This is a genomic window from Duganella sp. 3397, from assembly GCF_031456625.1.
In the GTDB taxonomy this organism is placed as follows: domain Bacteria; phylum Pseudomonadota; class Gammaproteobacteria; order Burkholderiales; family Burkholderiaceae_D; genus Rugamonas; species Rugamonas phyllosphaerae.
On sequence record NZ_JAVDVB010000010.1, the window covers coordinates 56,425 to 80,055 of the forward strand.

Here is a 23,631-nt window from a genome sequence, read left to right on the forward strand (position 1 = left end):
TTCTCAGCCGTGCAGCCGGCGCCCGCGTTTGACTTCGGTGTCAGTGGCTGGCAGTCACGCCCGGGGTGGCGGAGCGCGACAGGAAGGCGCCCGTGGTTTCCGGCAAGTGCTCGAGCAGCCAGGCCGCCATCGCGTGTTCCTGCGCCAGGATCTTGCGGCAGGCGTCGAGCGTGAGGTCGTCGCCTGCCGCTTCGGCGGCCACCATCAGCGCCGTGTAACTGGCGATCTCCAGGTTTTCGAACACGTAGCCGGCCATCGCGCCTTTCACCACTTCGTCGGTGGCCAGCATGCCGCCCAGGCCCTGGCCGAAAGCCATCAGCTTGCCGGTCAGATCCTTCATGGTGGACGGACTGGCGCCATGGCGCTCCAGGCACGATTCGAGCTGGGCGCGCTGCCAGCGGGTTTCGTCGATGTGCTGGCGGATGCGCTCGCGCAGCTGCGGGTAGTTGTCGAGCCGCTCGGCCTGGGCTTCCAGCATGGCTTCGGCCTGCTGCTCCATCGCGTGCGCATCGCGCAGCCAGTCGACCAGGTGTTCTTGTGGGGTGGTGGTCATGGTGGTCTCCTTCAGGCCAGCGGGGCTTTGGCAGCGGCGTCGCCCTCGGGCGCCATGCCCATTTCGGCGCCGGTCACTGGATCGACACTGGTATCGGACATGGTGCGCGTGGCCATGCGGTCAAGCTGGTCGGCGTCGTCCTGCTGCACCTGTACGCTGGCGCTGCCGTCGCCGCCATCGACTACCACCTGGGCGTCGCGCTCATCCACGCGCTGCCATTCCGGGCCGTCGTTCCAGGGGCCCAGCATGTCGGCGCCGCCTTGCGACATATTGAAGTACACGCTGGTAAAGCGCGGGTCGCCCGGCATTTTTCCCGGCGGGAAGTTTGGCGCGATGGTGTACAGCGCTTTCTCGAACGATTTCTGGTGCGCGATTTCGCGTGTCATCAGGAAGCCCAGCGCCTCTTTCACGCCGGGATCGTCGGTGAGGTTGATCAGGCGCTCGTAGACGATCTTGGCGCGCGCTTCTGCAGCGATATTGGAGCGCAGGTCGGCGGTCGGCTCGCCGATGGTGTCGATGTAGGCGGCGGTCCACGGCACCCCGGCCGAATTGGTCAGCGGCGCGCCGGCGCCGTACAGCACCTGCGTGATATGGCTGTCGTTGCCGGCGCCGGTGATCTTGCGATACAGCTCGCCTTCCTGGTCCACGCCTTCGGCCAGGCGGCCCTTGGCGCCCTTGTTGAGCATGACGACGATATTGCCGATCACTTCCAGGTGGCTCAGTTCTTCGGTGGCGATGTCGAACAACATGTCCTTGCGACCGGGATCGTCTTCCGACAGGGCCTGGGTGAAGTAGCGGCAGGCGGCCGCCAGTTCTCCCTGGGGACCGCCAAACTGTTCCAGCATCAGGTTGGCCAGGCCAGGATTGGGTTGACTGACACGCACGGTGTATTGCAAACGCTTGGTGTGGGCAAACATGGGTACTCCTTGAGTTGAAAAAGGGAGGCGAAGTCGGCAGAGTCTGCCGGGCGAAAACCCATGATGCGTGCAACCGGCGCCATCACGTGTAGGAACAGGTTGGGGGGATCTGTAGGAGTATTTGCGGCAGCTGGCAGCTGGCCGCTGGCCACTGTTCGCCATGGCGGACGGCCTGTGCGCGATCGACCGGTTATCAGGCGCCGTCGGCCGCGCTACCATGCCTGGGCATCGTCGCGACGCATCGTTCACTTACCTTTACTGGAGCAGCCATGACCCACCTGACAGACGACCGCTTTACACCGGCCCATTGCGACATCGCTTTCAACCGCTTCGGCTACGGCGCCATGCAACTTGCCGGCCCACACGTGTTCGGCCCACCGAAAGACCGCGCCGCTGCCATCGCCGTGCTGCGCGCGGCGGTGGAGCTGGGCATCAACCATCTCGACACGGCCGACTTCTACGGCCCCCACGTCACCAACCAGATCATCCGCGAGGCGCTGCACCCGTACCGCGACGACCTGACCATCGTCACCAAGATCGGGTTTTTGCGCGGCGCCGACGGCGCCTGGAACGTTGCCGCCGAACCGCAGCAATTGCGCGACGCGGTGCACGCCAACCTGCGCCACCTGGGCCTCGCTGTACTCGACGTGGTCAACCTGCGCGCCCCCGGGGTCAACGGCCCGGATGGCTCGTCGCTGGCGCAATCGCTCGACACTTTGTTGCGCTTGAAACAGGAGGGATTGGTGCGCCATATCGGCCTGAGCAACGTTACCGCAACGCAGGTGGCCGAAGCCCAGGCGGTCACGCCGATCGTCTGCGTGCAGAACCACTACAACCTGGTGCACCGCGCGGACGACGCCCTGATCGACAGCCTGGCCGCACAAGGCATCGCCTACGTGCCGTTCTTCCCGCTCGGTGGATTTACGCCGTTGCAGACCGATACCCTGACCCAGGTGGCGGTTGCGCTGGAAGCTACGCCGATGCAGGTGGCGCTGGCCTGGCTGCTGCAACGTGCGCCGAACATGCTGGTCATTCCCGGCACGTCATCGGTGGCCCACCTGCGCGAAAATGCTGCCGCCGCCAGCCTGCGGCTCGATGCGCAGTCGCTGGCGCTGCTTGAAGGGGCGGCCGCAGCGCCTTGACGGCGGCGCAGTGGTCGAGACGAAGCTGCGCACCGCAAGTCAGGGCTGGCCGGTGGCGGTGGCCGCAGCGGGGTTGGCCCGCCCGCGCAGGATCGGCAGTATCGTCGTTTGCGGCGACGCCTTGAAATGCACGACAGCCGAACCCCTCGCAAAAACCGCACAGGTTTCAGGTCCCCATGCGCACCCCATACGGGTCGGTGTAGGCGCCGGTGAAGCCGATCGCCTTCCATGCCGTCATGCCCCGGTTGCCGCCGCAATGGGAATCGGTGAAGTACGCCGGCCGGCGGCTTTGGCGTCCCTGGCCGCCGCCGTCGCCGCTGCCGGTTGCACCGCCAGCGCCGCCGCCGGCGCCAGCGCCGAGGTCAGTGCGATCTGGGCGGCGCCGCGCAGGAAGCTGCGGCGTTGGCTGGGGTCGGTCATGGCGGGGCTCCTGGCTCGGTAATGGCAACCAGTCTACGGGCCGTTGGTGTTCTTGCCGCCTCCGGGAAGGCACGGTGGCGGTCCCTCTTTCCGGCTATGCCATAAGTCCTGGCCGAAAGGCGGGGGCGTGGCCGTCATCTGCATGCTGTAATCGGCCGCAAGCCCCCGCACGTCGATTCGGGGAACTTTTACAGCCAAGGAAAACCATGACCATCGAGATCAAACACCATACCGTGCAAGCGAACGGCATCCGCCAGCATTACCTGGAAGCGGGAGACACCACAGGCGCGCCGGTCGTGCTGCTGCACGGCTTTCCCGAGACCAGCTTCGCCTGGCGGTTCCAGATGCCGGAACTGGCCAAGCACTATCGCGTGATTGCGCCCGACCTGCGCGGCTACGGCGAAACCGACAAGCCGGCTGCCGGTTACGACAAGCGCACCATGGCGCGCGACCTGGTGGAGCTGCTGCGCGTGCTCGATATTCCGAAGATCGCGCTGGTGGGCCACGACCGCGGCGCCCGCGTGGCCACGCGCTTTGCCAAGGACCATCCGGAACTGCTGGACCGGCTGGTGGTCATGGACAACGTCCCCACCCGCATCGTAGCGCGCGAATTTTCGCCGCAACTGGCCAACTCGTACTGGTTCTTCATCTTCAACCAGGTACCCGACCTGCCCGAGGCGTTGATCGCCGGGCGCGAGGACCTGTGGCTGCGCCACCTGTTCTCGGACTGGTGCTACAACCCGCTGGCCATTTCCGGCGCCGCCTTCGACACCTACGTGGAAGCCTACCGCCGCCCCGGCGCCGTGCGCGGCGCCATGTCCGACTACCGGGCCATTGCGGAAGATGTGGCGCAGGACAAGGTCGATGCCGACATCAAGATCGCCTGTCCCACGCTGTCGCTGTGGGGTGCGGACTTCCATGCGGTGGGCAAGATGTTCGACATGGCGGCCGTGTGGGCCGAGATGGCGTCGAACCTGCGCACGGTAGCGATCCCGCAGGCAGGCCACCTGCCGCAGGAAGAGCAGCCCGAGCTGGTCAACGCCGCGCTGCTCGACTTTTTGGCCGGCTGGAAGGCCTAGATGGACGTACTGTTTTCCATCGTGTTGCCGATCTTCGCCCTGATCGGCGTCGGCTGGGTGGCGCGCCGCGCCGCCTGGATGGGGCCCGAAGGCGCGCTGGAACTGAACCGCTTCGTGGTGTACCTCGGCATGCCGGCGCTGCTGTTCCAGATCATGGCCAAGGCCAGCTTCCGCGACCTTGCGCAGCCTGGCTTCATCGCCGCCTTCGGCATCGGCAGGTTTCGACGGTGGTGTCGGTGCTGACGATTTCGGTGTTGATTACCTTGCTGCGCACTGCCGCACAACAAACGGGCTGGTCGCCAGCCCGTTTTCAGTATTACTCCTGCTTTTCCTGCACCTTCGCCCGCACTTTCCCGACCTCGCGCTCGGTCACCGGCGAACCGGTATTGCTCCAGCCCTGGCGCACAAACGAGGCCAGCGCTGCCACCTCCCTGTCGTCGAGGCGCTTGCCGAAGCCCGGCATCACCAGGATCGACGGCGCCTTGTCGGTCGATGGCGTGCGCGCGCCTTGCATGATCACGTGGATCAGTCCGGCCGGGCTTTCGGCGTTGGCCACCGTGGCGCCGTCGAGCACCGGGAACACGCGCGCTGCGCCCTTGCCGTTGACGAAGTGGCAGGCAGCGCAATTGTCGAGGTAAAGGCGTTCGCCCAGCGTCAGGTTGATGGCTGACGTCAGCTTTTTAGCCGTTGCCTCCACGCCCTGGGCCGTGACGGCGGCGGTGCGCGGGGCGGCTGGCGGCAGGCTTTTCAGGTACGCGGCGATCGATTTCAGGTCGGCATCGTCGAGGTGCGCGGTGCTGTGCTCGACCACGGCGGTCATTTCACCAGCCACGGCGGACGTGGTGTTACGCCCGGTTTGCAGGTAATCGACGATGGCCGCCTGGTTCCAGCGTGGCAGGCCGCGCAGCGAAGGGACCGGCCAGCCGTTCAAGTCGCCGCCGGCGAGGAATTTCGCTTCCGAGCTGTCGCCGGCTTTTTCGTTCATGGCAAAACCGCGCGGCGTGTGACAGCTGCTGCAATGGCCCAGGCCTTCGACCAGGTAGGCGCCGTTGCGCACTTGTGGGCTCCAGCCCGGCTGCGCCTTGAATGGCTGGTCGGACGCGAACATATAGTTCCACACCGCCATGCCCCAGCGCATATTGAACGGGAAGTTCATGCTGGTGGCCGGTGGCGTGTAGGCCGACGGTTTGACGCCCGCCTGGAAGTAGGCATACAACGCCTTGATATCGGCATCGTTGACCTTGGCGTAACTGGTGTACGGCATGGCCGGGTACAGGTGGGTGCCGTCGGCTTTCACGCCCTTGCGCACCGCGTCGGCAAACTGCTGCTCGGTGTAGGCGCCGATACCGTGCTGCTTGTCGGGCGTGATATTGGTGGAGTAGATGATGCCGTGGCCGCTGTCGATCGCCAGGCCGCCGGCAAACGCCGGTTTGCCCGGTGCGCTGTGGCAGGCGATGCAGTCGCCGGCGCGGGCCAGGTATGCGCCGCGCTGGACCAGGGTGTTGGCCGGGGCGGCAAACGCCGTGCTGGCAGCCAGTCCGGCCGCAATAGTGAGGAAATGGGCGAATTTTTTCATCATGCTTGCACCAGCGGGCCTGGGTTCTTCAAATAGTGGTTCTTGATCGCCTCGGCTGCGAACAGCGTGATGGCGCCGATGGTGGCGGTCGGGTTGGCCTGGAAGTTCTGCGGGAACGCATTGCCGCCCGGGACGAACACGTTATGCACGTCCCACGATTGCAGGTAGCGGTTCAGGGCCGAGTCGCGCGGCGAGTCGCCCATGATGGCGCCGCCCACGTTGTGGGTGGAGACGTACTTGGTGATATCCCAGTGCGAATCGAGGCCGAGGAAACTTTCCGACATGAAGTCCGGCTTCATTTCCCTGGCGATCTTGCCGACGATCTCGCGCAGGTAGCGTTGCAGTTTCAGTTCGTTCTGGCGCCAGTCGAACGTCATGCGCAGCAGCGGCTGGCCCCATGGATCTTTATAGGTCGGGTCGAGGTCGAGGAAGTGGCCGCGATACGACATGCAGGTGGTCGTGATGCCGATCTTCATCGAACGGTCGTACCAGTCCACCATGCCTTCCTTCCAGCCCTGGCCCCAGCTGGGGGTGCCCGGCGGCAGCGCAGTGCCGATCGGCGCGCCGCTCGACTGCGAGCTGTGGATCTTGGCGCCGCCGAGGAAGCCGAGCTTGATGCCATCGTCGTAGTTGCCGGGCGAGATGTCGTTGAACATCTCGCCGGTGGCGCCGGCCGTGGCAAACGAATTGAAATGCTTGTCCTTGAAGAACAGGGTGGCTGCGCCGTTGGACAGGAAGGCGTAGTTGCGGCCGATGGTGCCGGTCTCGGTGATCGGGTCGTATGGCTTGCCGATGCCGGAGAGCAGCATCAGGCGTACGTTGGCGAACTGGAAACTCGACAGGATGACGATTTTCGCTGGCTGGAACACTTCGCGCTGCTGCTCGTCGATGTAGGTGACGCCCTTCGCGGTCTTCTTATCGGCATGCAGATCGACGCGGATCACCATTGCATTGGCCTTGTAGTCGAAGTTGGGCATGCGCTTGACCACGTCGAGGATGGTGGTTTGCGGCGACGCCTTCGAATAGTTCAGGCACGGGTACTTGCTGCAATAGCCGCAGTAGTTGCACGGCGCCAGTTGCGAGCCGTAGGGATTGGTCCACGCGCTCGAGACGTTGGCCGACGGATTGGGGAACGGGTGGTAACCCATGTTTTTTGCCGTGGCCGCGAACAGCGAACTGTTGTAGGTGTCGTGTAGCGCTGGCAATGGATACGGGCTTGAACGCGGACCCTCGAACGGGTCGCCGCCGGGCTGGATCTGGCCTTTCAGGTTGCCGGTGTTGCCGGACAGCCCGCAAATCTTGTCGAATTTGTCGAAGTGCGGTTCGATCTCGCTCCACGTAAACGGAAAGTCTTTCACGCGCATGTCGGGGTCGAGCGTGCCACGCGGGTACGCCTGGTCGGCATAGGTCTTGAGCTTGAGATCGGTGGGGGTAGGGCGGATCAGTACGCCGGTCCAGTGCAGGCCGGAGCCGCCGACGCCGGTGCCCGGTGCAAACGCCCCCCATTTGCGGGTGGGCAGCGCGGTTTCGCCAGTGTTGTAGCGCACCGTGAGCGCGGCGTCGCGCGGGGTCGCAAACACCTTGTTGCGGATCGCGTAGGCGTACTGGTCGGCCGGCTTCGGATAGGCGAAGTCTTCCGGCGGGCGGTCCGGGCCGCGCTCGAGCGCACGCACTTTCAGGCCGGCTTGCGCCAGTTCGATGGCCATGATGGAGCCGGCCCAGCCGAGTCCGACGATGACGACATCGACGTCGTCGTTAGTAATCTTTTGCATAAGGTTCCTATTGGTCAGGCGCGCTTGCCGGAGAGACTCACCGGACCGAGCGGATATTTGACATTGTGGGTATCGACCCATTCGGTGAAGGCGGCGCGCGCGCCAGGGAAGCCGATCGCAACCCAGGCCTTCATGTCCTTGTTGCCGCCGTACATGGGATCGGCCAGGTAGCCGTTCTTGGCGTCGTCCAGCATCTGGCCGAAGAACTGCGAGGCTTTCAAGGTAGCGTCGCCGAGCGCGGCGAAGTCGATGTCGTTTTTCTGCAAACGGGTCAACAGCGCATCCTTGTCGGCCGGCGCCAGTTGCTGGAACGGCTTGCCGTGCGCGGCTTGGCTGGCCTGCTGCGCCAGCTTGATGCCGATCCGGTACATCTGCTGCGGGCTGTGGGTTTGCTGGAAGCCCAGGGTGGCCGGGGCGTCCGCCTTGTGCGGGCCCTGCATGTAGACGTCGTCGCCGAGGCCGTTTTTCAGTTGCTGGTCGATAAAGACCGGCACATTGGTTTCCAGCGCGCCCGGGCCCCGGCCCTCGGCCGGGATCAGGCGGTCGCAGGCGGCGACCAGGAATTGCCACTCGGGCGCGGTGAAAAACACCGGCTGGTAGCGTTGCAGGTCGGTGCCTTCCAGGCCCTCGGCCTGGGCCCGGTAGACCGGCGCGGTGACGAGGGGAACGGCTGCCGCAGTCGCCATCAGGATGGTGCGGCGTGAAAGATTGACGTTATCTTTGGACATAGGTGGCTTAGGAAAGACATCGTTGTACGATGTGTGATGAGTTGCCAAAGGAGAATGGTACGCCAAGATGCTGCGCTGCGATACTTACCGATGGGATAGGAGAGCCCGTTCCTTGAAACTCACGCAACTACTTTTTTTATATAAAGCTTATGCCTATTCATTCGTTCCTTTAAACATGTGCAAGCCTTATATTGTTTTCATATAAAAACAACCCGCAACGATGATTGGTCACATATGGAAAAGTTTCTTGCCCAACCGCAGCTGCAGCGCCGCCTTCTGAGTGCTGCCGTCGGCACGCTGTTCGTCACCACCGGCACCGCCTGGGCGCAGTCCGCTGACGCGCCCGTCGCCGCCCCGGAAGCTACGGTCGTAGTCACCGGCACCCGCGTCTCGAACCGTTCCGTGCTCGACACCGCCTCGGCGGTGGACGTGATTTCGGCCAAAACACTGAACAACAACGGCGTGACCGAAGTGAGTGAATCGCTGTCGAAAGTGCTGCCGGCCCTGAACTTCCCGCGTCCGGGCCTGACCGACGGCACCGATACCGTGCGCCCGGTCACCCTGCGCGGGCTGGCGCCCGACCAGGTGCTGGTGCTGGTCAATTCCAAGCGCCGCCACGCGTCGTCGCTGGTCAATGTGAACGGCACCATCGGCCGTGGCTCGGCCTCGACCGACATCAACACCCTGCCAGCCGGCATCATCAACACGGTGGAAGTGCTGCGCGACGGCGCCGCTGCCCAGTACGGCTCCGATGCGATTGCCGGCGTGATCAACTTCCGCCTGCGCGAAAACCGCAGTGGCGGGGCGCTCAGCGCCACCGGCGGGGTGCGCAAGACCGAATACAGTTTCAACCCGGTGGCGCAGCCGACCGGCCTGGGCCTGTCCGTGCCCACCGAACGCAAGCGCACCGACGGCCAGACCTACACCGTGGGCGGCTGGAAAGGTTTTGAACTCGGTGACGACGGCTTCCTGACCGTGGCAGCCGAGCTGAAACAGCAACAGCACAGCGAACGCAGCGCCTACGACACGCGCCAGTTCTACCCGCGCGTGGGCAATGCCGCCACTGCCGCGTTCGACCCGCGCGAACTGACCGCCAACCGCTACGACACCTGGTCCGGCGACCCCAACCTCAAGCAGGCCACCCTGTTTGCCAACGCCGGCCAGACCCTGGCCAGCGGCCAGAAAATCTACGGCTGGGCCAGCTACCAGCGGCGCGAGTCGGAATCGGCGGCGTTCTTCCGCCGTCCGCTGCAAGATGAAAACATCGCGGCGATCTACCCGGACGGCTACCTGCCCGTGATCGAACCGACCGTCACCGACTTCAGCGCCGCACTGGGCACCACCTGGAGCGGACAGGGCTGGGACTACGACACCTCGCTTACCTACGGCAAGAACAAGATGGCGTTCGACGTCACCAACACGCTCAACCGCTCGATCGGCCCGGCCAGCAAAACCGACTTCGACGCCGGCGGCTTCGCCTACGAGCAGCTGTCCGCCAACTTCTCGGCCGTCCGTCCGGTGGCCGCGGCCTTCCTGCCCAAGCCGCTCAACGTGGCCGTGGGCGCCGAGGCGCGCTGGGAAAATTACGAATTGTGGGCCGGCGAAGCGGACTCGTATCGCTACGGCGGCGCCTTGCTGGCCAACGGCACGCCGTCGGCCGCCGGCGCCCAGGGCTTCCCCGGCTACCGTCCGGAAAACGCGGTGGACAAGGGCCGCCATTCCAGCGGCGCCTTCATCGACCTGGAAACCAATCTCACCGACAAGCTGCTGACCTCGCTGGCGGCGCGCGCCGAACACTATTCCGACTTCGGCAGCAACGTCACCGGCAAGCTGGCCGCCCGCTACGACTTCACGCCGGAATTCGCCCTGCGCGGTTCGGTCCAGAACGGCTTCCGCGCACCGTCGCCGCAGCAGCAGCTGTACACGTCCACGTCCACCAACTTCATCGACGGTGTGCCGTTCGACATCGTCACCCTGCGTCCGACCGACGCCGCTGCCGTGGCGCTGGGCGCCAAGCCGCTCGACGCCGAGAAATCGGTCAACTTCTCGCTGGGCGCTGTGATGCGCTTCGGCGCGCTGAGCATCACGGCCGACGCCTACCGCATCAATATCGACAACCGCATCGTGCTGTCGGAAAACCTGAACGCGGTCAACGTGCGCAACTACCTGGCCGCGCGCGGTTATGCCGGCATCGGCGGCGCGCGCTTCTTTATCAACGGCGTCGATACCCGCACCGACGGCATCGACATCGTGGCCAACTATCCGTGGCGCTCGCCAGGCTACGGCAAGTTCGATTTCACCCTGGCCGGCAACTACAACAAGACCGACGTCAAACGCGTGCCGCAAACGGCCGAACTGGCGGCGTTGAACCCGGCGCCGGTGCTGTTCGGCCGCGCCAACGTGATCAGCCTGGAGCAAGGCCAGCCGAAGAACAAGATCACGGCATCGGTCAACTGGGAGCAGGCAGCGTGGGGCGTGAGCGCCAGCGCCACGCGCTATGGCGAGATCGTCTCGGCCGGCACCACGGCCGCCACCGACGTCACGGTATCGGCGAAAACCATCGTCAATGCCGAAGGCCGCTACGCTTTAACTAAGCAAACCCAGCTGGCGCTGGGCGCCGACAACCTGTTCGATATCTACCCGGATGCGTTGCCTGCTGCGCTCACCTCGAACGCGGCGGCGCCGTTCTCCAACCGGGCGCCGTTCGGCCGGGGCGGGCGCTTCGTGTATGCCCGCGTAAACTATACGTTTTGATCGATAGGGGACTTGTGGTCGTTGTGTGGTGACAATGCAAAAAATGTGAATCGGAACTTGTTGTTAATAAATAATTGAAGAATAATCAATTATAAAAACAATAATCTGAAGTCTTCGACGTTCACATTCACCGAAAGGGCATTGTAGAAATGAAGCGATCACATCTCCCATGGACCACCGCGCGGCGCGCGCTGCTAACTGCAGCGCTTGGCTGCTCCATCTATGTCGTACAAGGGCCGGCGGCAGCAGTGCAGCCGGCCACGCCAAATGTCCCGGCCGTGCAGGCAAGCGGCGACTTCTGGCAGGACGAGGGGGCCACCGCCAGCGTCCAGCGCGCCACCGCCACTCCCGCTGAAGGCCCGCTGCGCTACCACGCCGCCACTCTCAACCGCAAAGGCATCGAAGGTTTCATGGCGCGCGCGCCGCGGGAGCGATCGAGCGATGCCGAAGTTTCACCGCTGATCATTTCGCTGCCGCATCCCGACGGCGGCTACCAGCGCTTTGCCATCGTCGATTCGCCGATCATGGAGCCGGAGCTGGCGGCCAAACATCCTGACATCCGCACCTACGCCGGCCGTGGCGTGGATGACCCGAGTGCCACCGTGCGCATGGACATCACGCCGCTGGGCCTGCACGCGTCGGTGCGCTCGCCGCAGGGCCGCTGGTTTGTCGATCCGCGCGCGGTGCGCGACGATAGCGTGTACCACAGCTACCATGCACGCGATTTGCCCAACCGCCGCGGACCGCTGCGCGAAGCGCCGCTGACTGAGCCGCAATTGGCGCTCGAACGCGGCTTTTACCATGCCGGCGACGCGCTGCAAGTGCGCGGCGCCGGCTTTGCGCCGGGCGCATCGGTCAGCATTTCGGTACGCAATCCGCAGTCCGATACCGGCGCGCGCCAGAACGTGGTGGTCAACGCCGATGCCGACGGCGTGGTCAAGGCCACGCTGGTGGCCGATCCGTCCGGCGAGGCCGGTTCCTACGAGGTGACCGCCAGCGACGGCCGCGCCATCAGCACGGTGCAGTACCGGGTGGTGGAAGACGATGCCGCGCCCGCTGCCGCCACCGGCAATGTGCTGCGCACCTACCGCCTGGCGCTGGTGACCGACCCGTCGTATGCCAGCTTTTTCGGCGCCGCCAACGTGACGGCCGCCAAGGTTACGCTGATCAACCGCGTGACCCAGGTGTACGAGGATGAAACCTCGATCCGCCTGGTGCTGATCAATCAGACCGACGCACTCAACCTCAATACGGCAGCGCAGATGACGGGCGCCAACGGCCCGTGCGGCGGCGCGGCATGCTTTACGGCGGCGCAGGCGACCGGTTGCAGCAGCAGCACGCTCAGCCGCAACCGCGTGGTGGCCGGCCTGTTGGCCGGCGCCAGCAACTTCGACGTGGGCCATATCGCGCTGGGCCTCAACGGCGGCGGCATCGCCGGCCTGGGCGTGGTGGGTGGCACCGCCAAGGCGCAGGGTTGCACCGGCCTGCCGAGCCCGGTAGGCGACGCTTACGCGGTCGATTACGTCGCCCACGAACTCGGTCACCAGTTTGCCGGCAACCACACCTTTAACGGCGTGATCAGCAATTGTTCCGGCGGCAACCGCAACCCGGGCACGTCGGTCGAACCGGGCAGCGGCTCGTCGATCATGGCCTATGCCGGCATTTGCGGCACCGACAATACCCAGACCCACAGCGACCCGTATTGGTCGCAGCGCAGCTTCGATGAAATCGTCGCGTACACGTCGTCGTCCGAATCGCCGCTCAGCGAAGTACAGATGGGTGTGCTGACCGGCTACAGCGCCAACGGCGCCAGTTTCCGCGTGCGGTACAACGGCGCGGACTCGGCACCCATCGTGCGCGGTTCAAACTATACCGTTGCCGGTATCAAGGCTGCGATCCAGGCCATTGCCGGCTGGCCAGCGAGCGGTACCGTGACCGTGAGCGCACTGAGCGACAGCGCCTTCACGCTGAGCTTTGGCGGCGCGCTGGCGGGCACCAATGTGTCAAACCTGGGCCTGGTTGGCTTCAGCGCCGGCGTAGCGGGTTATGTTGGCGAGATCACGTCCGGCGGCCCCACCAGGCGCGGCGGCGCTGCAGCCGGTACCGGCAACAGCGCGCCGGTGGTGACCGTGGCCCCGAGCTACACGATTCCGCTGCGCACGCCGTTCGCCCTGACCGGCAGCGCCCAGGATGCCGACGGCGACGCCGTCACATACCTGTGGGAACAGAACGACCGCGGCGGCAGCGCCGGCATCGGCCTGGTCGACAACAACAAGGTCAACGGTCCGCTGTTCCGCCAGTTCGGCGTGCGCGCCGTGGTCAGCGCCAGCGACAGCGGCGAGTACAACTCGGCGGGCGAAAACCAGGCCACCACCAATCCGCTGCGGGTGTTCCCGGACCTGGCGCAAATCGTCGCCAATAACACCAACGCCGGTACCGGCGCCTGCCCGACCGCGTCGGCAACGCCGACCGTGGCGCAGATCGAGTGCTTCGCCGAGTTCCTGCCAACCGCCAGCTACGTGGGCCTGGCCGGTGTGAACGCCAGCCCGGCGTCGCTGAATTTCAAGCTCACCGCGCGCGACGGCCGTGGCGGCGTGGGCAACGCCACCACGCAACTGGTGCTCGCCGCCAATGCCGGTCCGTTCCTGGTCACCGCGCCAGCGGCCGGCGTCAGCGCTGCCGGTGGTTCATCGCTGACCGTGACGTGGAACGTGGCCAACACCAGCGCCGCGCCGGTGGCCGCGTCCAACGTGAAGATTTCGCTGTCGACCGATGGCGGCGTGACCTTCCCGACGGTGCTGGCCGCCAGTGTCGCCAACAACGGCAGTCGCGCCGTGGTGCTGCCGCCGGTAGCCACCACCCGCGCCCGCATCAAGGTCGAGGCGGTCGGCAACGTGTTCTTCGACATCTCGCACGCCGACTTCGCGATTACCCTGGCGGGCGATGTCAACCGCGACGGTGTCGTCGATTGCGCCGACATGCTGGCCACCCGCAGCGCCATGGGCCGCCGCAGTGGACAGGGCGGCTGGGTGGCCAATGCCGACGTCAACCGCGACAACGTGATCGATGTACGCGACCTGGCGTTGATCACCCGGGCGTTGCCGAGCGATATCGCATGCTTTTGATCGCTCCAGGCATTGAGCTTCGTTTTATAACCGACAAGGAACCATTATGCAGCTGCAGAACTTGAAGAAAATCCTGGGCCGTGCCGCATTGCCGGTAGCGGTGACAGCATTGACAGCGTTAGTTTCAGCGCCGGCTCTAGCCGCCACCTTCAGCGCGGTGCCGTCCGCGCCGCTGGCGGCGGGCGGCACGGTCGTCATCGACTTCCGCATCGATGACATTGCCGACCTGTACGCATACCAGTACTCGTTCCGGTTCGACCCGACCGTGTTGCAGGTCACTGGGTACGGCAACGGTGGCTTCCTGGAATCTGACGGCAATGGCCTCATCGCCGGTGGCTTACTCGACAACATCGCCGGCATGGTGTCGTTCACGTATGGGGCGCGGATCGGCGCGGTGCCGGGCGTGACCGGCAGCGGCACCCTGGCGCGCTACATGTTCAACGTGGTGGGCGCGGGCAGCAGCACGCTCGACTTCACTGACGTGGTGTTCCTGGACTCCGGTCTGAACGACATCGCGGTGCAGTACGGGCCGCAGGTGCTGGCGGCAGTGCCCGAGCCGTCGGCGTATCTGAGCTTCGGCGCCGGCCTGACCATGCTGGCCGCGCTACGGCGTCGCCAGCGGGGGAGGGTAGCGGTGCAGGTGTAGCGAAAAGCCCACGCGCACGTCGATTTCATTCGTGCGCGCGGGCTTCAGCGTAAACTAACGGGTTGCGGTCTCTCGACAAGGAGCTCATCATGACTGATTCAGTCCAGCCTGCCGTTCGTCCCGTTCCCGCAGGCATGCACACCATCACGCCCCACCTCGTCTGCGAGGGCGCGGCAGCCGCGATGGCCTACTATCAACAAGCATTCAATGCCGAGGAAATCGGGCGCCTCGCCGGGCCCGGCGGCAAGATCATGCACGCGCACATGCGCATCGGCGACTCCACCATCATGCTGGTTGACGACTTTCCCGAATACGGCAGCCTCGGCCCCAAGGCGCTCAACGGCAGCCCGGTCACGCTGCACCTGTACGTGGAAGATGTCGATGCCGCCTACGCCCGGGCGGTCGAAGCTGGCGGTACGGCCAAAATGCCGCCGCAGGACATGTTCTGGGGCGACCGCTACGGCATGCTGGTCGATCCCTTCGGCCACCATTGGGCCATCGCCACCCGCCAGCAGGATTTGAGCATGGAGGAAATCACCCGCGCCATGGCGCAGCAGGGGCCCGGTGGCTGCGGCGAGCCGGGCACGGCCTGAGGCCTGCCGCGCAGGGCCAATGCCTGGCGCACGTACCGCGCCAGCAACGTTAAAGCGGCAGCCAGCCTCTGGCTGGCCGAGAAAGCTTGCCGGCATGGGCAGTCACCTTGGATAATGCTTTTAAGAAATTATCCGGGAGTGATGCATGGAATTCGTGGTACTGCGCCGCGCCAACCAGAGTACCGAGCGTGGCGACCAGCCGCCGGCGCTGGAGCCGGGCATCTTCCTGCGCCCCAGCGACAGCGCGCTGCGCCTGGTGCGCCGCGACGGCGCCTGGGGCCGATTGCACGGACCGTATGCGCCGCGCGAGGTCGTGGCCGGCTTTACGCTGGTGCAGGCGCCATCGCGCGCCGACGTGATCGACCAGGTGCGCTGGTGGCCGCTGTTCGATGCCGGCGCCGTCTACGAAATTCGCGACCAGGGCCCATCGGTGATGGTCGCGGACAGCGCGCCTGCGGTCGCCCTGGAGCGCAACCCCGCCTGGAGCCGCTACGTGGTGTTCCTGCGGTCGGACGCCGACGCCGAGGCCGGCATTGCGCCACCGGCGGAAGCGCTCGAGCCGATGCGCGCCCACGAAGAGCGCAGCGTGCGCGCCAGCGTGTTGCTGGCCGGCAGCACCCTGGGCGCCACCCGCACCGCCACGCGGGTACGTTTTGCCAACGCCAGCACGTCGCTGGCGGCGGGACCGTTTACCGATGTGAAGGAACTGGTGGCGGGCTACTGGATCATCCAGGCCGCCACGCTGGACGCGGCCATCGCCTGGGCTGGCGGCTGTCCATACCCGCAAGCGGGCGATGTGACGGTGGAAATCCGCGAAGTGTGCGAACGGCGCGAACAGCGCGAGTTCACGCCGGAGATGCGCGCTGCCGAGGAGCGGCTGCGCGCCGAGTTGCTGGAAGGATTGCTGCGCGAAGCGACCGAAAAGCGCCGGCGCGGCTTTTAGCAGGTTCTGGCGTGTGCCGGCATCTGCCGGCGTGCTCTGCTGCTGCGCGGTGCTGCGCTGCTGTTACTGTTGCTGTTATACCAGGGTTTTTTCCAGGATCGCCACCAGCGCTTCGATGCCGTCGGCGTCATCCTGGTCGAAACGGTTGGGCAGCGGACTGTCGAGGTCGAACACGCCCATGATCTCGCCGTTCGGACGGCGCACCGGCACCACCAGTTCCGACCGCGAATTGACGTCGCAGGCGATATGGCCCGGGAATGCGTGCACGTCGGGCACCACGATCGATTTGCCTTCCACCACCGTGGTGCCGCACACGCCACGGCCCTTCTTGATGCGGATGCAGGCCGGCTTGCCCTGGAACGGTCCCAGCACCAGCTCATCGCCCTGCAGGAAATAGAAGCCGGCCCAGTTCAGGCCCGGCATGGCGTTGAAGACGAGCGAGCTGAAGTTGGCTGAGTTGGCGATCAGGTCGGATTCGCCGTGTACCAGGCCGGTCAGTTGCGAACGCAGGTCGTCGAACATGGCGTGCTTGGCTGCTGGCGTGTCGGTGCCGTAGGCGGTGTCGTTGAGGGTAAAAGTCATGATGGTCGGCTGTCGGGGCTGGAGAAAACGCATATGTTAGCGCAAGCAAGCGTTTGCCGTCAGTTCCTCCTACAGCATACTAAGCCGTGTCCGATGGCGCTGCGCTATCGTGCGCGGTACTCTGGTTTCACCACGCCGCACCGGCGTTTTTGGAGAAATCGCATGGCAACCAGCAAACGCAGCGCCAACCCGTCGCCCACGGGCAAGCCCCCCGTGCCCTTCACCGCCACCGCCTACGGCGGCAAACCGCTCCCGCCGCTCGCTGCGCCAGCACGGACGTCGTCGCCAACGTTGCAACCAACAGCGCAGCCAACAATGCAGCCACCAGCGCAGCCAACAATGCAGCGAACAACGCCGCCCGCCGGCGCCATTTCGCTGTCCACCTTGCTGATGATCGGCGCCGACCGCGTGATCATCGACCCAGCGGAAGACGACGACCTGCACTTCATGGCCGAATACATCGATCCCGCGTGAGCGATCCGGCCTGAGCGGCTCTGCCTGAGCAGCCCCTGCCTTAGTAGCGGCCGCGGCCGCAGGACTGGGTGCGGTGCCTGACAGACAGCAACGGCGGGCGGCGACAGAATCGGGTCTTCCTGTTCTGAAAGCCGCGTATGTGTGCAATGACGTCCGACATGGTGGTGGTGCGCAAGGAAGGCCTGTACTGCGTGCCGGGCCAGTTCTATATCGATCCCTGGCGGCCGGTCGAGCGCGCCGTGATCACGCACGCCCATGGCGACCATGCGCGCGGCGGTCACCGCCACTACCTGGCCGCCACGCCCGGGGTGGGCGTGCTCAAGTCGCGCCTGGGCGACATCCATATCGACGGCCTGGCCTATGGCGAGACCGTGGTGCACAACGGCGTCACCATCTCGCTGCATCCGGCCGGTCACGTGCTGGGTTCGGCACAAGTGCGCATGGCGTACCGGGGCGAAGTGTGGGTGGCGTCGGGCGACTACAAGGTCGAGGCCGATAGCACCTGCACGCCATTCGAGCCGGTGCGCTGCGACACCTTCATCACCGAATCGACGTTCGGCCTGCCGATCTACCGCTGGCAGCCGCAGCAGGAGGTGTACGACGACATCAACGACTGGTGGCGCGCCAACGCCGCCCAGGGCCGCGCCAGCGTGATGCAGTGCTACAGCTTCGGCAAGGCCCAGCGCATCCTGAGCGGGCTGGAATCCGATATCGGGCCCATCGTCTGCCATGGCGCCGTGCAAACCCTCAATACCGTTTATCGCGATAGCGGCGTGTGGCTGCCGCCGACGGTGATGGTCGGCGACGTCGACAAGGAAGACCTCAAGCGCTGCCTGGTCATCGCGCCGCCGGCGGCGGCCGGCTCGCCTTGGATCAAGCGCTTCGGCGATTTTTCCGACGCGTTTGCCAGCGGCTGGATGCAGTTGCGCGGCGCCCGTCGCCGGCGCGGCGTCGATCGCGGCTTCGTGCTGTCCGACCACGCCGACTGGCCGGGCCTGATGCAGGCCATTACCGCCACCGGCGCCGAACGGGTGATCGTCACCCATGGCTCGATCGCGGTGCTGGTGCGCTGGTTGCAGCAGCAAGGACTGCAGGCCAGCGGCTTCGATACCGAATACGGCGACGATGAGGCCGACGACGGTGTCGCCATCGCTGGCGGCGCCGCAGCCGCAACTGAAGCCGCAGCCGAGATGAGCGTGGCAACCGCAAACGCGGCGCCAGGCGGAGACGTGCCTGCGCCAGCGGCACCGGCGGGAGCGCCCCATGCGTGACTTCGCCCTGCTGTACGCGGAGCTGGACGAAACCACGTCCACCACGCGCAAGCTCAATGCGCTGCAACAGTATTTTCGCACCGCCGCGCCTGCGGATGCCGCCTGGGCCGTGTACTTTCTTGCCGGCGGCAAGCCGCGCCAGGCCGTGCCCACCAAGCTGCTGCGCCAGTTCGCCATCGAATACTCGGGACTGGACGACTGGCTGTTCGACGAGTGCTACCACGCCGTGGGCGACCTGGCCGAAACCATCGCCCACATCCTGCCGCCACCCACGCAACCGAGCGAAATCGGCCTGGCCGACTGGATCGAACTGGGCATTGCACCGCTGCGTGGCGCCGATCCCGGCACCGTGCGCAGCGCGCTGCTGCTGTACTGGGACCAGCTCGACACGCGCGAACGCTTCCTGCTGACCAAGCTGATTGGCGGCGGCTTCCGCGTCGGCGTGTCGCGCCTGCTGGTCACGCGCGCGCTCAGCGCGATCGCCGGCCTGGACAGCAAACTGATCGCCCAGCGCCTGATGGGCTGGACCGACGGCAGCGTCAAGCCCACGGCGGCCGGCTTCCAGCAGCTGATCGCCGAGCATACCGAAGAGGAACATGCCCAGCGCGGCGGCCAGCCGTATCCGTTCTTCCTGGCCCACCAGCTCGACCGCGAGCCGGAGGCGCTGGGCGACCTGGCGCAGTGGCAGGTCGAGTGGAAGTACGATGGCATGCGCGCCCAGCTGGTCAGCCGCGACGGCCAGAACTGGCTGTGGTCGCGCGGAGAAGACCTGATCACCGAACGTTTCCCCGAGCTGGCCGTGCTGCGCCTGCCCGATGGCGTGGTGATCGACGGCGAAATCCTGGTCTGGCACGGCGGCGATGCCCCGGCGCCTTTTGCCGATCTGCAAAAACGCATGGGCCGCAAGCAGGTCTCGGCGCGCCTGTTGGGCGAGTTGCCGGCCGTGCTGGTGGCGTACGACCTGCTCGAAGTCGAAGGGCGCGACCTGCGCACCTTGCCGCAGGCGCAGCGCCGCACCATGCTGGAAGAACTGGTGGCCACGCTGCAAGTGCAGCAGGGCGCGCCGCAGCTGCGCCTGGCGCCGGTGATCCGCGCCGACAGCTGGGAGCAACTGGCTGAAATCCGTACCGAATCGCGCCAGCGCGGCGTGGAGGGCATGATGCTCAAGGCCGCCAATGCCGAGTACGGCGTGGGACGCACCAAGAACGTCGGCACCTGGTGGAAGTGGAAGATCGACCCGTACAGCATCGACGCCGTGCTGATCTACGCCCAGGCCGGCCACGGCCGCCGCGCCTCGCTGTACACCGATTACACGTTTGCCGTGTGGGATGAAGCCGGGGAGGGCGGACGCAAGCTGGTGCCGTTCGCCAAGGCGTATTCGGGCCTGACCGATGCCGAGATCGCCAAGGTGGATCACGCGATCCGCCGCACCACCATCGAAAAATTCGGCCCGGTGCGCAGCGTCACGCCAAGCATGGTGTTCGAAATCGGTTTCGAAGGCATCGCCAGCTCGCCGCGCCACAAGTCCGGCATCGCCGTGCGCTTCCCGCGCATCCTGCGCCAGCGCACCGACAAGACCGTGGACCAGGCCGATACGCTCGATGCGCTGAAAAGCCTGCTGGTTGCCCCATGACCGCGCGCGCCCGTTCCACCAGCTTGCGGGCCCAGCTCGCCAGGCCGCGCCCCAAAGCGGTCGACGCAGCGCTCGACAGTCGAAACGCCTTGACGGGCGCCGGGGCCGTGGCTGCGGCAGCGGACTGGAAGGCCGCGGGAGCGTTAGTCGCTGCCGGCGCCGGTCAAGCGGGCACGCCGCCCGGCGCGCCTGCCGTCGATGTCGCCGGCAATGCTGGAACCGGACCGGCACCCAAGGCGTCTGCCACTTCCGTTGGCAAAACTTCCGGCCCCTCGCCAACCCAGGCCAAAGCCTGGTTCGCCCAGCGCGGCTGGAAAGTCTTCCCCTTCCAGCGCGACGTCTGGAAGGCCGCCATGGCCGGCGAGTCGGGCCTGCTGCACGCCAGCACCGGCGCCGGCAAAACCTACGCGGTGTGGTTTGCCGCCTTGCAGCGCGCGGCTTTGCACAAGCGCCCGCGCGTGGGCCTCAAAGTAGTGTGGCTGACGCCGATGCGCGCGCTGGCCGCCGACACCCTGCGCGCCTTGCAGGAGTCGGCCACCGATTTGCTGCCGTCGTGGCAGATCGAAGCGCGCACCGGCGACACCGGCTCGGCCCAGCGCGCGCGCCAGAACAAGCGCCTGCCCGACACTCTGGTGACGACACCCGAGAGCCTGACCCTGATGCTGAGCAAGGCCGATGCCATCGCCCAGTTCGCGCAGCTGGACATGGTGATCATCGACGAATGGCACGAACTGATGGGTAACAAGCGCGGTGTGCAGACCCAGCTGGCGCTGGCGCGATTGCGCCGCTGGAATCCGCAACTGGTAGTGTGGGGCCTGTCGGCCACGCTGGGCAACCTGGAGCAGGCGCGGCAGGCCCTGATGCCCGGCGGCGTGGCGGTCGAGGGTCATGTCGCCAAGGATATCGTGGTCGATACCCTGATCCCCGAGCATCCGTCGCGGTTTCCGTGGGGCGGCCACCTGGGCCTGCAAATGCTGCCGCGCGTGGTCGAGGAAATCGAGCGCCACGCCACCACGCTGGTGTTTACCAATACCCGCTCGCAGGCCGAGCTGTGGTACCAGAACATGCTTGACGCCCGGCCCGACTGGGCCGGCCTGATCGCGCTGCATCACGGCTCGCTGGACAAGGAAGTACGCGACTGGGTGGAGCTGGGCCTGAAAAGCGGGCAATTGAAGGCCGTAATTTGCACCTCGAGCCTGGACCTGGGCGTGGACTTCCTGCCGGTGGAGCGGGTACTGCAAATCGGCAGCGCCAAGGGCATTGCCCGGCTGCTGCAACGGGCCGGGCGCAGCGGCCATGCGCCGGGCCGCGTCTCGCGCCTGACGCTGGTGCCCACCCAGAGCATGGAACTGCTGGAAGCGGCTGGCGCGCGCCAGGCCGTCGCCGCGCGCGATATCGAAGCGCGGCCGGTGCCGTACAAGCCGCTCGACGTGCTGGTGCAGCACCTGGTCACTATTGCCTTGGGTGGCGGCTTCCGCTCGGAAGAACTGCTGGCCGAGGTGCGCACCGCCTGGTCATACCGCGACCTCACCGACGAAGAGTGGCAGTGGGCGCTCGATTTTGTCGCACGTGGCGGCCAGACCCTGGCCGTGTATCCCGAATACCGGCGCGTGCTGCCCGACGACCACGGCGTGTACCGCGTGCCGGACGCTGCCATCGGTCGCCGCCACCGCATGGGCATCGGTACCATTGTGTCCGACTCGAGCCTGCAAGTGAAGTACGTCAGTGGCGGCCGGCTGGGCAGCGTGGAGGAATCGTTTATTTCGCGCCTGAAACAGGGCGACCACTTCCTGTTCGCCGGCCGCATCCTCGAATTCGTGCGCCTGCACGAGATGACCGCCTACGTGCGCCGCGCCACCGGTGCCCGTGGCGCGGTGCCGCGCTGGCAGGGCGGCAAGATGCCGATGTCGTCCGAGCTGGCCCACGCCGCGCTCGAACAGCTGCGCCTGGCCACCATCGACGGCGCCGAGAAGCTTGGCCCGGAAATGCAGGCGATTGCGCCGTTGCTGGCCACCCAGCAGAAATGGTCGGCGCTGCCCACGCCCGACACCACCGTGATCGAAACCATGCACAGCCGCGAAGGCCGGCACCTGTTCATGTTTCCGTTTGCCGGCCGTTCGGTGCACATCGGCTTGGCTTCGCTGATCGCCTGGCGCGTGGCGCGGGTGACGCCGGTGACGTTTTCGATCGCCGTCAACGATTACGGTTTCGAATTGCTGGCCGCGCAGGAACTGGACTGGGCGGCGGTGCTTGATGTGGGCCATGGTTCGAAGGCCGGCCTGTTCGGCACCGACAATTTGCTCGAAGACGTGCTGGCCAGCCTGAATGCCACCGAATTGTCGCAGCGGCGTTTTCGCGAGATCGCCCGCATTGCCGGCCTGATCTTCCAGGGCTTTCCCGGCCAGCCCAAGAGCGCACGGCAGTTGCAGGCGTCGTCGGCGCTGTTCTTTTCCGTGTTTCGCCAGCACGACGCCGGCAATTTGCTGCTGACCCAGGCGCAGCGCGAAGTGCTGGAGCAGGAGCTGGAGCTGACGCGCCTGCGCGCCACGCTGCAAGAGTTGCAGGCGCGCCACATCAGTTTTCATGCGACCAAGCGGGCCACGCCATTCGGCTTCGCGCTGATGGTGGAGCGCTTTCGCGAAAAGCTCACCACCGAAAAACTGTCGGACCGGGTGGCGCGCATGGTGCGCGAACTGGAAAAGGCGGCCGGACCATGAACGCGCTGCCCCACAACCACGGCGCCCTGGCGATCGAACTGGCTGGTGAGCTGGTATGGCTGCTGCCCGAAAAGGCCTTGTTCTGGCCGCGCGAAAAAATGCTGGTGATTGCCGACATCCACTTCGGCAAGGCGGCGTCGTTCCGCGCGCTGGGGGTGCCGGTGCCGGCTGGTACCACGTCCGCCAACCTGGCTGCGCTGGACCTCCTGGTGGCGCGCCACGGTGCGCGCCAGGTGTTGTTTCTCGGAGACTTTTTGCATGCCAAGGCGGCGCACGCGGTATCGACCATGGCGGCAATGCAGCGCTGGCGCGCGCAGCAGCCGTCGCTGGCGCTCACGCTGGTGCGCGGCAACCACGACCTGCACGCGGGCGATCCGCCGCGGTGGCTGGCGATCGCCATGGCGGACGAGCCGATGCGCCTGGGCCCGTTCGCCTTTTGTCATCACCCGGACCTGCTGGCCACTGGCTACCTGATGGCCGGCCACGTCCATCCTGTATATCGGTTGCGTTCGGGGTGGGAGTCTGTGCTGTTGCCGTGCTTCATGGCCGACGCTCAGCGCATCGTGCTGCCGGCCTTTGGTGCCTTTACCGGCGGCCACGCGGTGGTGCCCGCAGCGGACGAACGGCTGTTCGTCACCAGCGGCGACGCCGTGGTGGAGGTGCCGGCGGCGTCGCGCCGGGACGGCCGCTAGGCCGGCAAGTTATT

20 protein-coding genes are annotated in these 23,631 nt (G+C 66.0%); 13 read left to right on the forward strand and 7 right to left on the reverse strand.

The annotated features are described in order from the left end of the window. Window positions 1–40: 40 nt before the first annotated feature. Window positions 41–553, reverse strand: a complete 513-nt coding sequence (locus J2X54_RS24105) for a ferritin-like domain-containing protein (protein ID WP_310184340.1) — start codon at window positions 551–553, stop codon at window positions 41–43. Window positions 554–564: 11 nt separating this feature from the next. Beyond that, window positions 565–1,470 carry a manganese catalase family protein gene (locus J2X54_RS24110; protein ID WP_310184341.1) on the reverse strand — a complete coding sequence of 302 codons (906 nt, stop codon included), beginning with the start codon at window positions 1,468–1,470 and terminating at the stop codon, window positions 565–567. A 269-nt stretch (window positions 1,471–1,739) separates the two neighbouring features. Between J2X54_RS24110 and J2X54_RS24115 the strand changes: the two genes are divergently transcribed. After that, window positions 1,740–2,612, forward strand: a complete 873-nt coding sequence (locus J2X54_RS24115) for an oxidoreductase (RefSeq protein WP_310184342.1) — start codon at window positions 1,740–1,742, stop codon at window positions 2,610–2,612. A gap of 234 nt (window positions 2,613–2,846) precedes the next feature. On the opposite strand, the gene J2X54_RS24120 is transcribed toward J2X54_RS24115, so the two are convergent. After that, entirely contained in the window at window positions 2,847–3,032 is a 186-nt protein-coding gene (locus J2X54_RS24120) for a hypothetical protein (RefSeq protein ID WP_310184343.1), read from the reverse strand. 206 nt (window positions 3,033–3,238) lie between these two features. Between J2X54_RS24120 and J2X54_RS24125 the strand changes: the two genes are divergently transcribed. Then, a complete protein-coding gene (locus tag J2X54_RS24125; protein ID WP_310184344.1) occupies window positions 3,239–4,111 on the forward strand; it encodes an alpha/beta hydrolase in 873 nt (290 codons plus the stop codon). Next, window positions 4,112–4,354, forward strand: coding sequence for an AEC family transporter (locus tag J2X54_RS24130; protein ID WP_070248879.1), 243 nt, complete (start codon window positions 4,112–4,114; stop codon window positions 4,352–4,354). 73 nt (window positions 4,355–4,427) lie between these two features. Here J2X54_RS24130 and J2X54_RS24135 read toward each other — a convergent pair whose 3' ends face one another. From J2X54_RS24135 to J2X54_RS24145, 3 genes are read right to left on the reverse strand one after another with little or no spacing between them, the layout of a single operon-like run. After that, on the reverse strand, window positions 4,428–5,690 hold the full coding sequence (locus tag J2X54_RS24135; RefSeq protein WP_310184345.1) for a cytochrome c: 1,263 nt from the start codon (window positions 5,688–5,690) through the stop codon (window positions 4,428–4,430). After that, window positions 5,687–7,459, reverse strand: coding sequence for a GMC family oxidoreductase (locus J2X54_RS24140; protein WP_310184346.1), 1,773 nt, complete (start codon window positions 7,457–7,459; stop codon window positions 5,687–5,689). Before J2X54_RS24140 ends, J2X54_RS24135 begins: the two co-directional genes overlap by 4 nt. A 14-nt stretch (window positions 7,460–7,473) precedes the next feature. Beyond that, window positions 7,474–8,187 carry a gluconate 2-dehydrogenase subunit 3 family protein gene (locus tag J2X54_RS24145; protein ID WP_070248885.1) on the reverse strand — a complete coding sequence of 238 codons (714 nt, stop codon included), beginning with the start codon at window positions 8,185–8,187 and terminating at the stop codon, window positions 7,474–7,476. Window positions 8,188–8,421: 234 nt separating this feature from the next. Here J2X54_RS24145 and J2X54_RS24150 point away from each other — a divergent pair, with 234 nt between their 5' ends. From J2X54_RS24150 to J2X54_RS24170, 5 genes are all read left to right on the forward strand, one after another. Next, complete coding sequence (locus tag J2X54_RS24150; protein ID WP_310184347.1) at window positions 8,422–10,941, forward strand: TonB-dependent receptor; 2,520 nt, start codon at window positions 8,422–8,424, stop codon at window positions 10,939–10,941. 149 nt (window positions 10,942–11,090) lie between these two features. After that, a complete protein-coding gene (locus J2X54_RS24155) occupies window positions 11,091–14,066 on the forward strand; it encodes a M12 family metallo-peptidase (protein ID WP_310184348.1) in 2,976 nt (991 codons plus the stop codon). A gap of 46 nt (window positions 14,067–14,112) precedes the next feature. Then, on the forward strand, window positions 14,113–14,712 hold the full coding sequence (locus J2X54_RS24160; protein WP_310184349.1) for a cohesin domain-containing protein: 600 nt from the start codon (window positions 14,113–14,115) through the stop codon (window positions 14,710–14,712). Between the two features lie 89 nt (window positions 14,713–14,801). Continuing rightward, complete coding sequence (locus J2X54_RS24165) at window positions 14,802–15,305, forward strand: VOC family protein (RefSeq protein WP_310184350.1); 504 nt, start codon at window positions 14,802–14,804, stop codon at window positions 15,303–15,305. Window positions 15,306–15,450: 145 nt separating this feature from the next. Beyond that, window positions 15,451–16,248: a YciI family protein gene (locus J2X54_RS24170; RefSeq protein ID WP_310184351.1), complete on the forward strand. Its 798-nt coding sequence runs from the start codon at window positions 15,451–15,453 to the stop codon at window positions 16,246–16,248. 75 nt (window positions 16,249–16,323) lie between these two features. Here the strand turns inward: J2X54_RS24170 and J2X54_RS24175 are convergent, their stop codons facing one another. Continuing rightward, a complete protein-coding gene (locus J2X54_RS24175; RefSeq protein WP_310184352.1) occupies window positions 16,324–16,830 on the reverse strand; it encodes a GAF domain-containing protein in 507 nt (168 codons plus the stop codon). A gap of 162 nt (window positions 16,831–16,992) precedes the next feature. Between J2X54_RS24175 and J2X54_RS24180 the strand changes: the two genes are divergently transcribed. The 5 genes from J2X54_RS24180 (at window position 16,993) to pdeM (ending at window position 23,617) form a co-directional block, all read left to right on the forward strand. Beyond that, complete coding sequence (locus J2X54_RS24180; RefSeq protein WP_310184353.1) at window positions 16,993–17,304, forward strand: hypothetical protein; 312 nt, start codon at window positions 16,993–16,995, stop codon at window positions 17,302–17,304. Window positions 17,305–17,450: 146 nt separating this feature from the next. After that, a complete protein-coding gene (locus J2X54_RS24185) occupies window positions 17,451–18,575 on the forward strand; it encodes a ligase-associated DNA damage response exonuclease (protein ID WP_310184354.1) in 1,125 nt (374 codons plus the stop codon). Continuing rightward, window positions 18,568–20,208, forward strand: coding sequence for an ATP-dependent DNA ligase (locus tag J2X54_RS24190; protein WP_070248898.1), 1,641 nt, complete (start codon window positions 18,568–18,570; stop codon window positions 20,206–20,208). Before J2X54_RS24185 ends, J2X54_RS24190 begins: the two co-directional genes overlap by 8 nt. Beyond that, window positions 20,205–22,925: a ligase-associated DNA damage response DEXH box helicase gene (locus J2X54_RS24195; RefSeq protein ID WP_310184355.1), complete on the forward strand. Its 2,721-nt coding sequence runs from the start codon at window positions 20,205–20,207 to the stop codon at window positions 22,923–22,925. The genes J2X54_RS24190 and J2X54_RS24195 overlap by 4 nt, the downstream gene beginning before the upstream one ends. Next, on the forward strand, window positions 22,922–23,617 hold the full coding sequence (pdeM, locus tag J2X54_RS24200; protein WP_310184356.1) for a ligase-associated DNA damage response endonuclease PdeM: 696 nt from the start codon (window positions 22,922–22,924) through the stop codon (window positions 23,615–23,617). Before J2X54_RS24195 ends, pdeM begins: the two co-directional genes overlap by 4 nt. Window positions 23,618–23,631 lie beyond the last annotated feature (14 nt).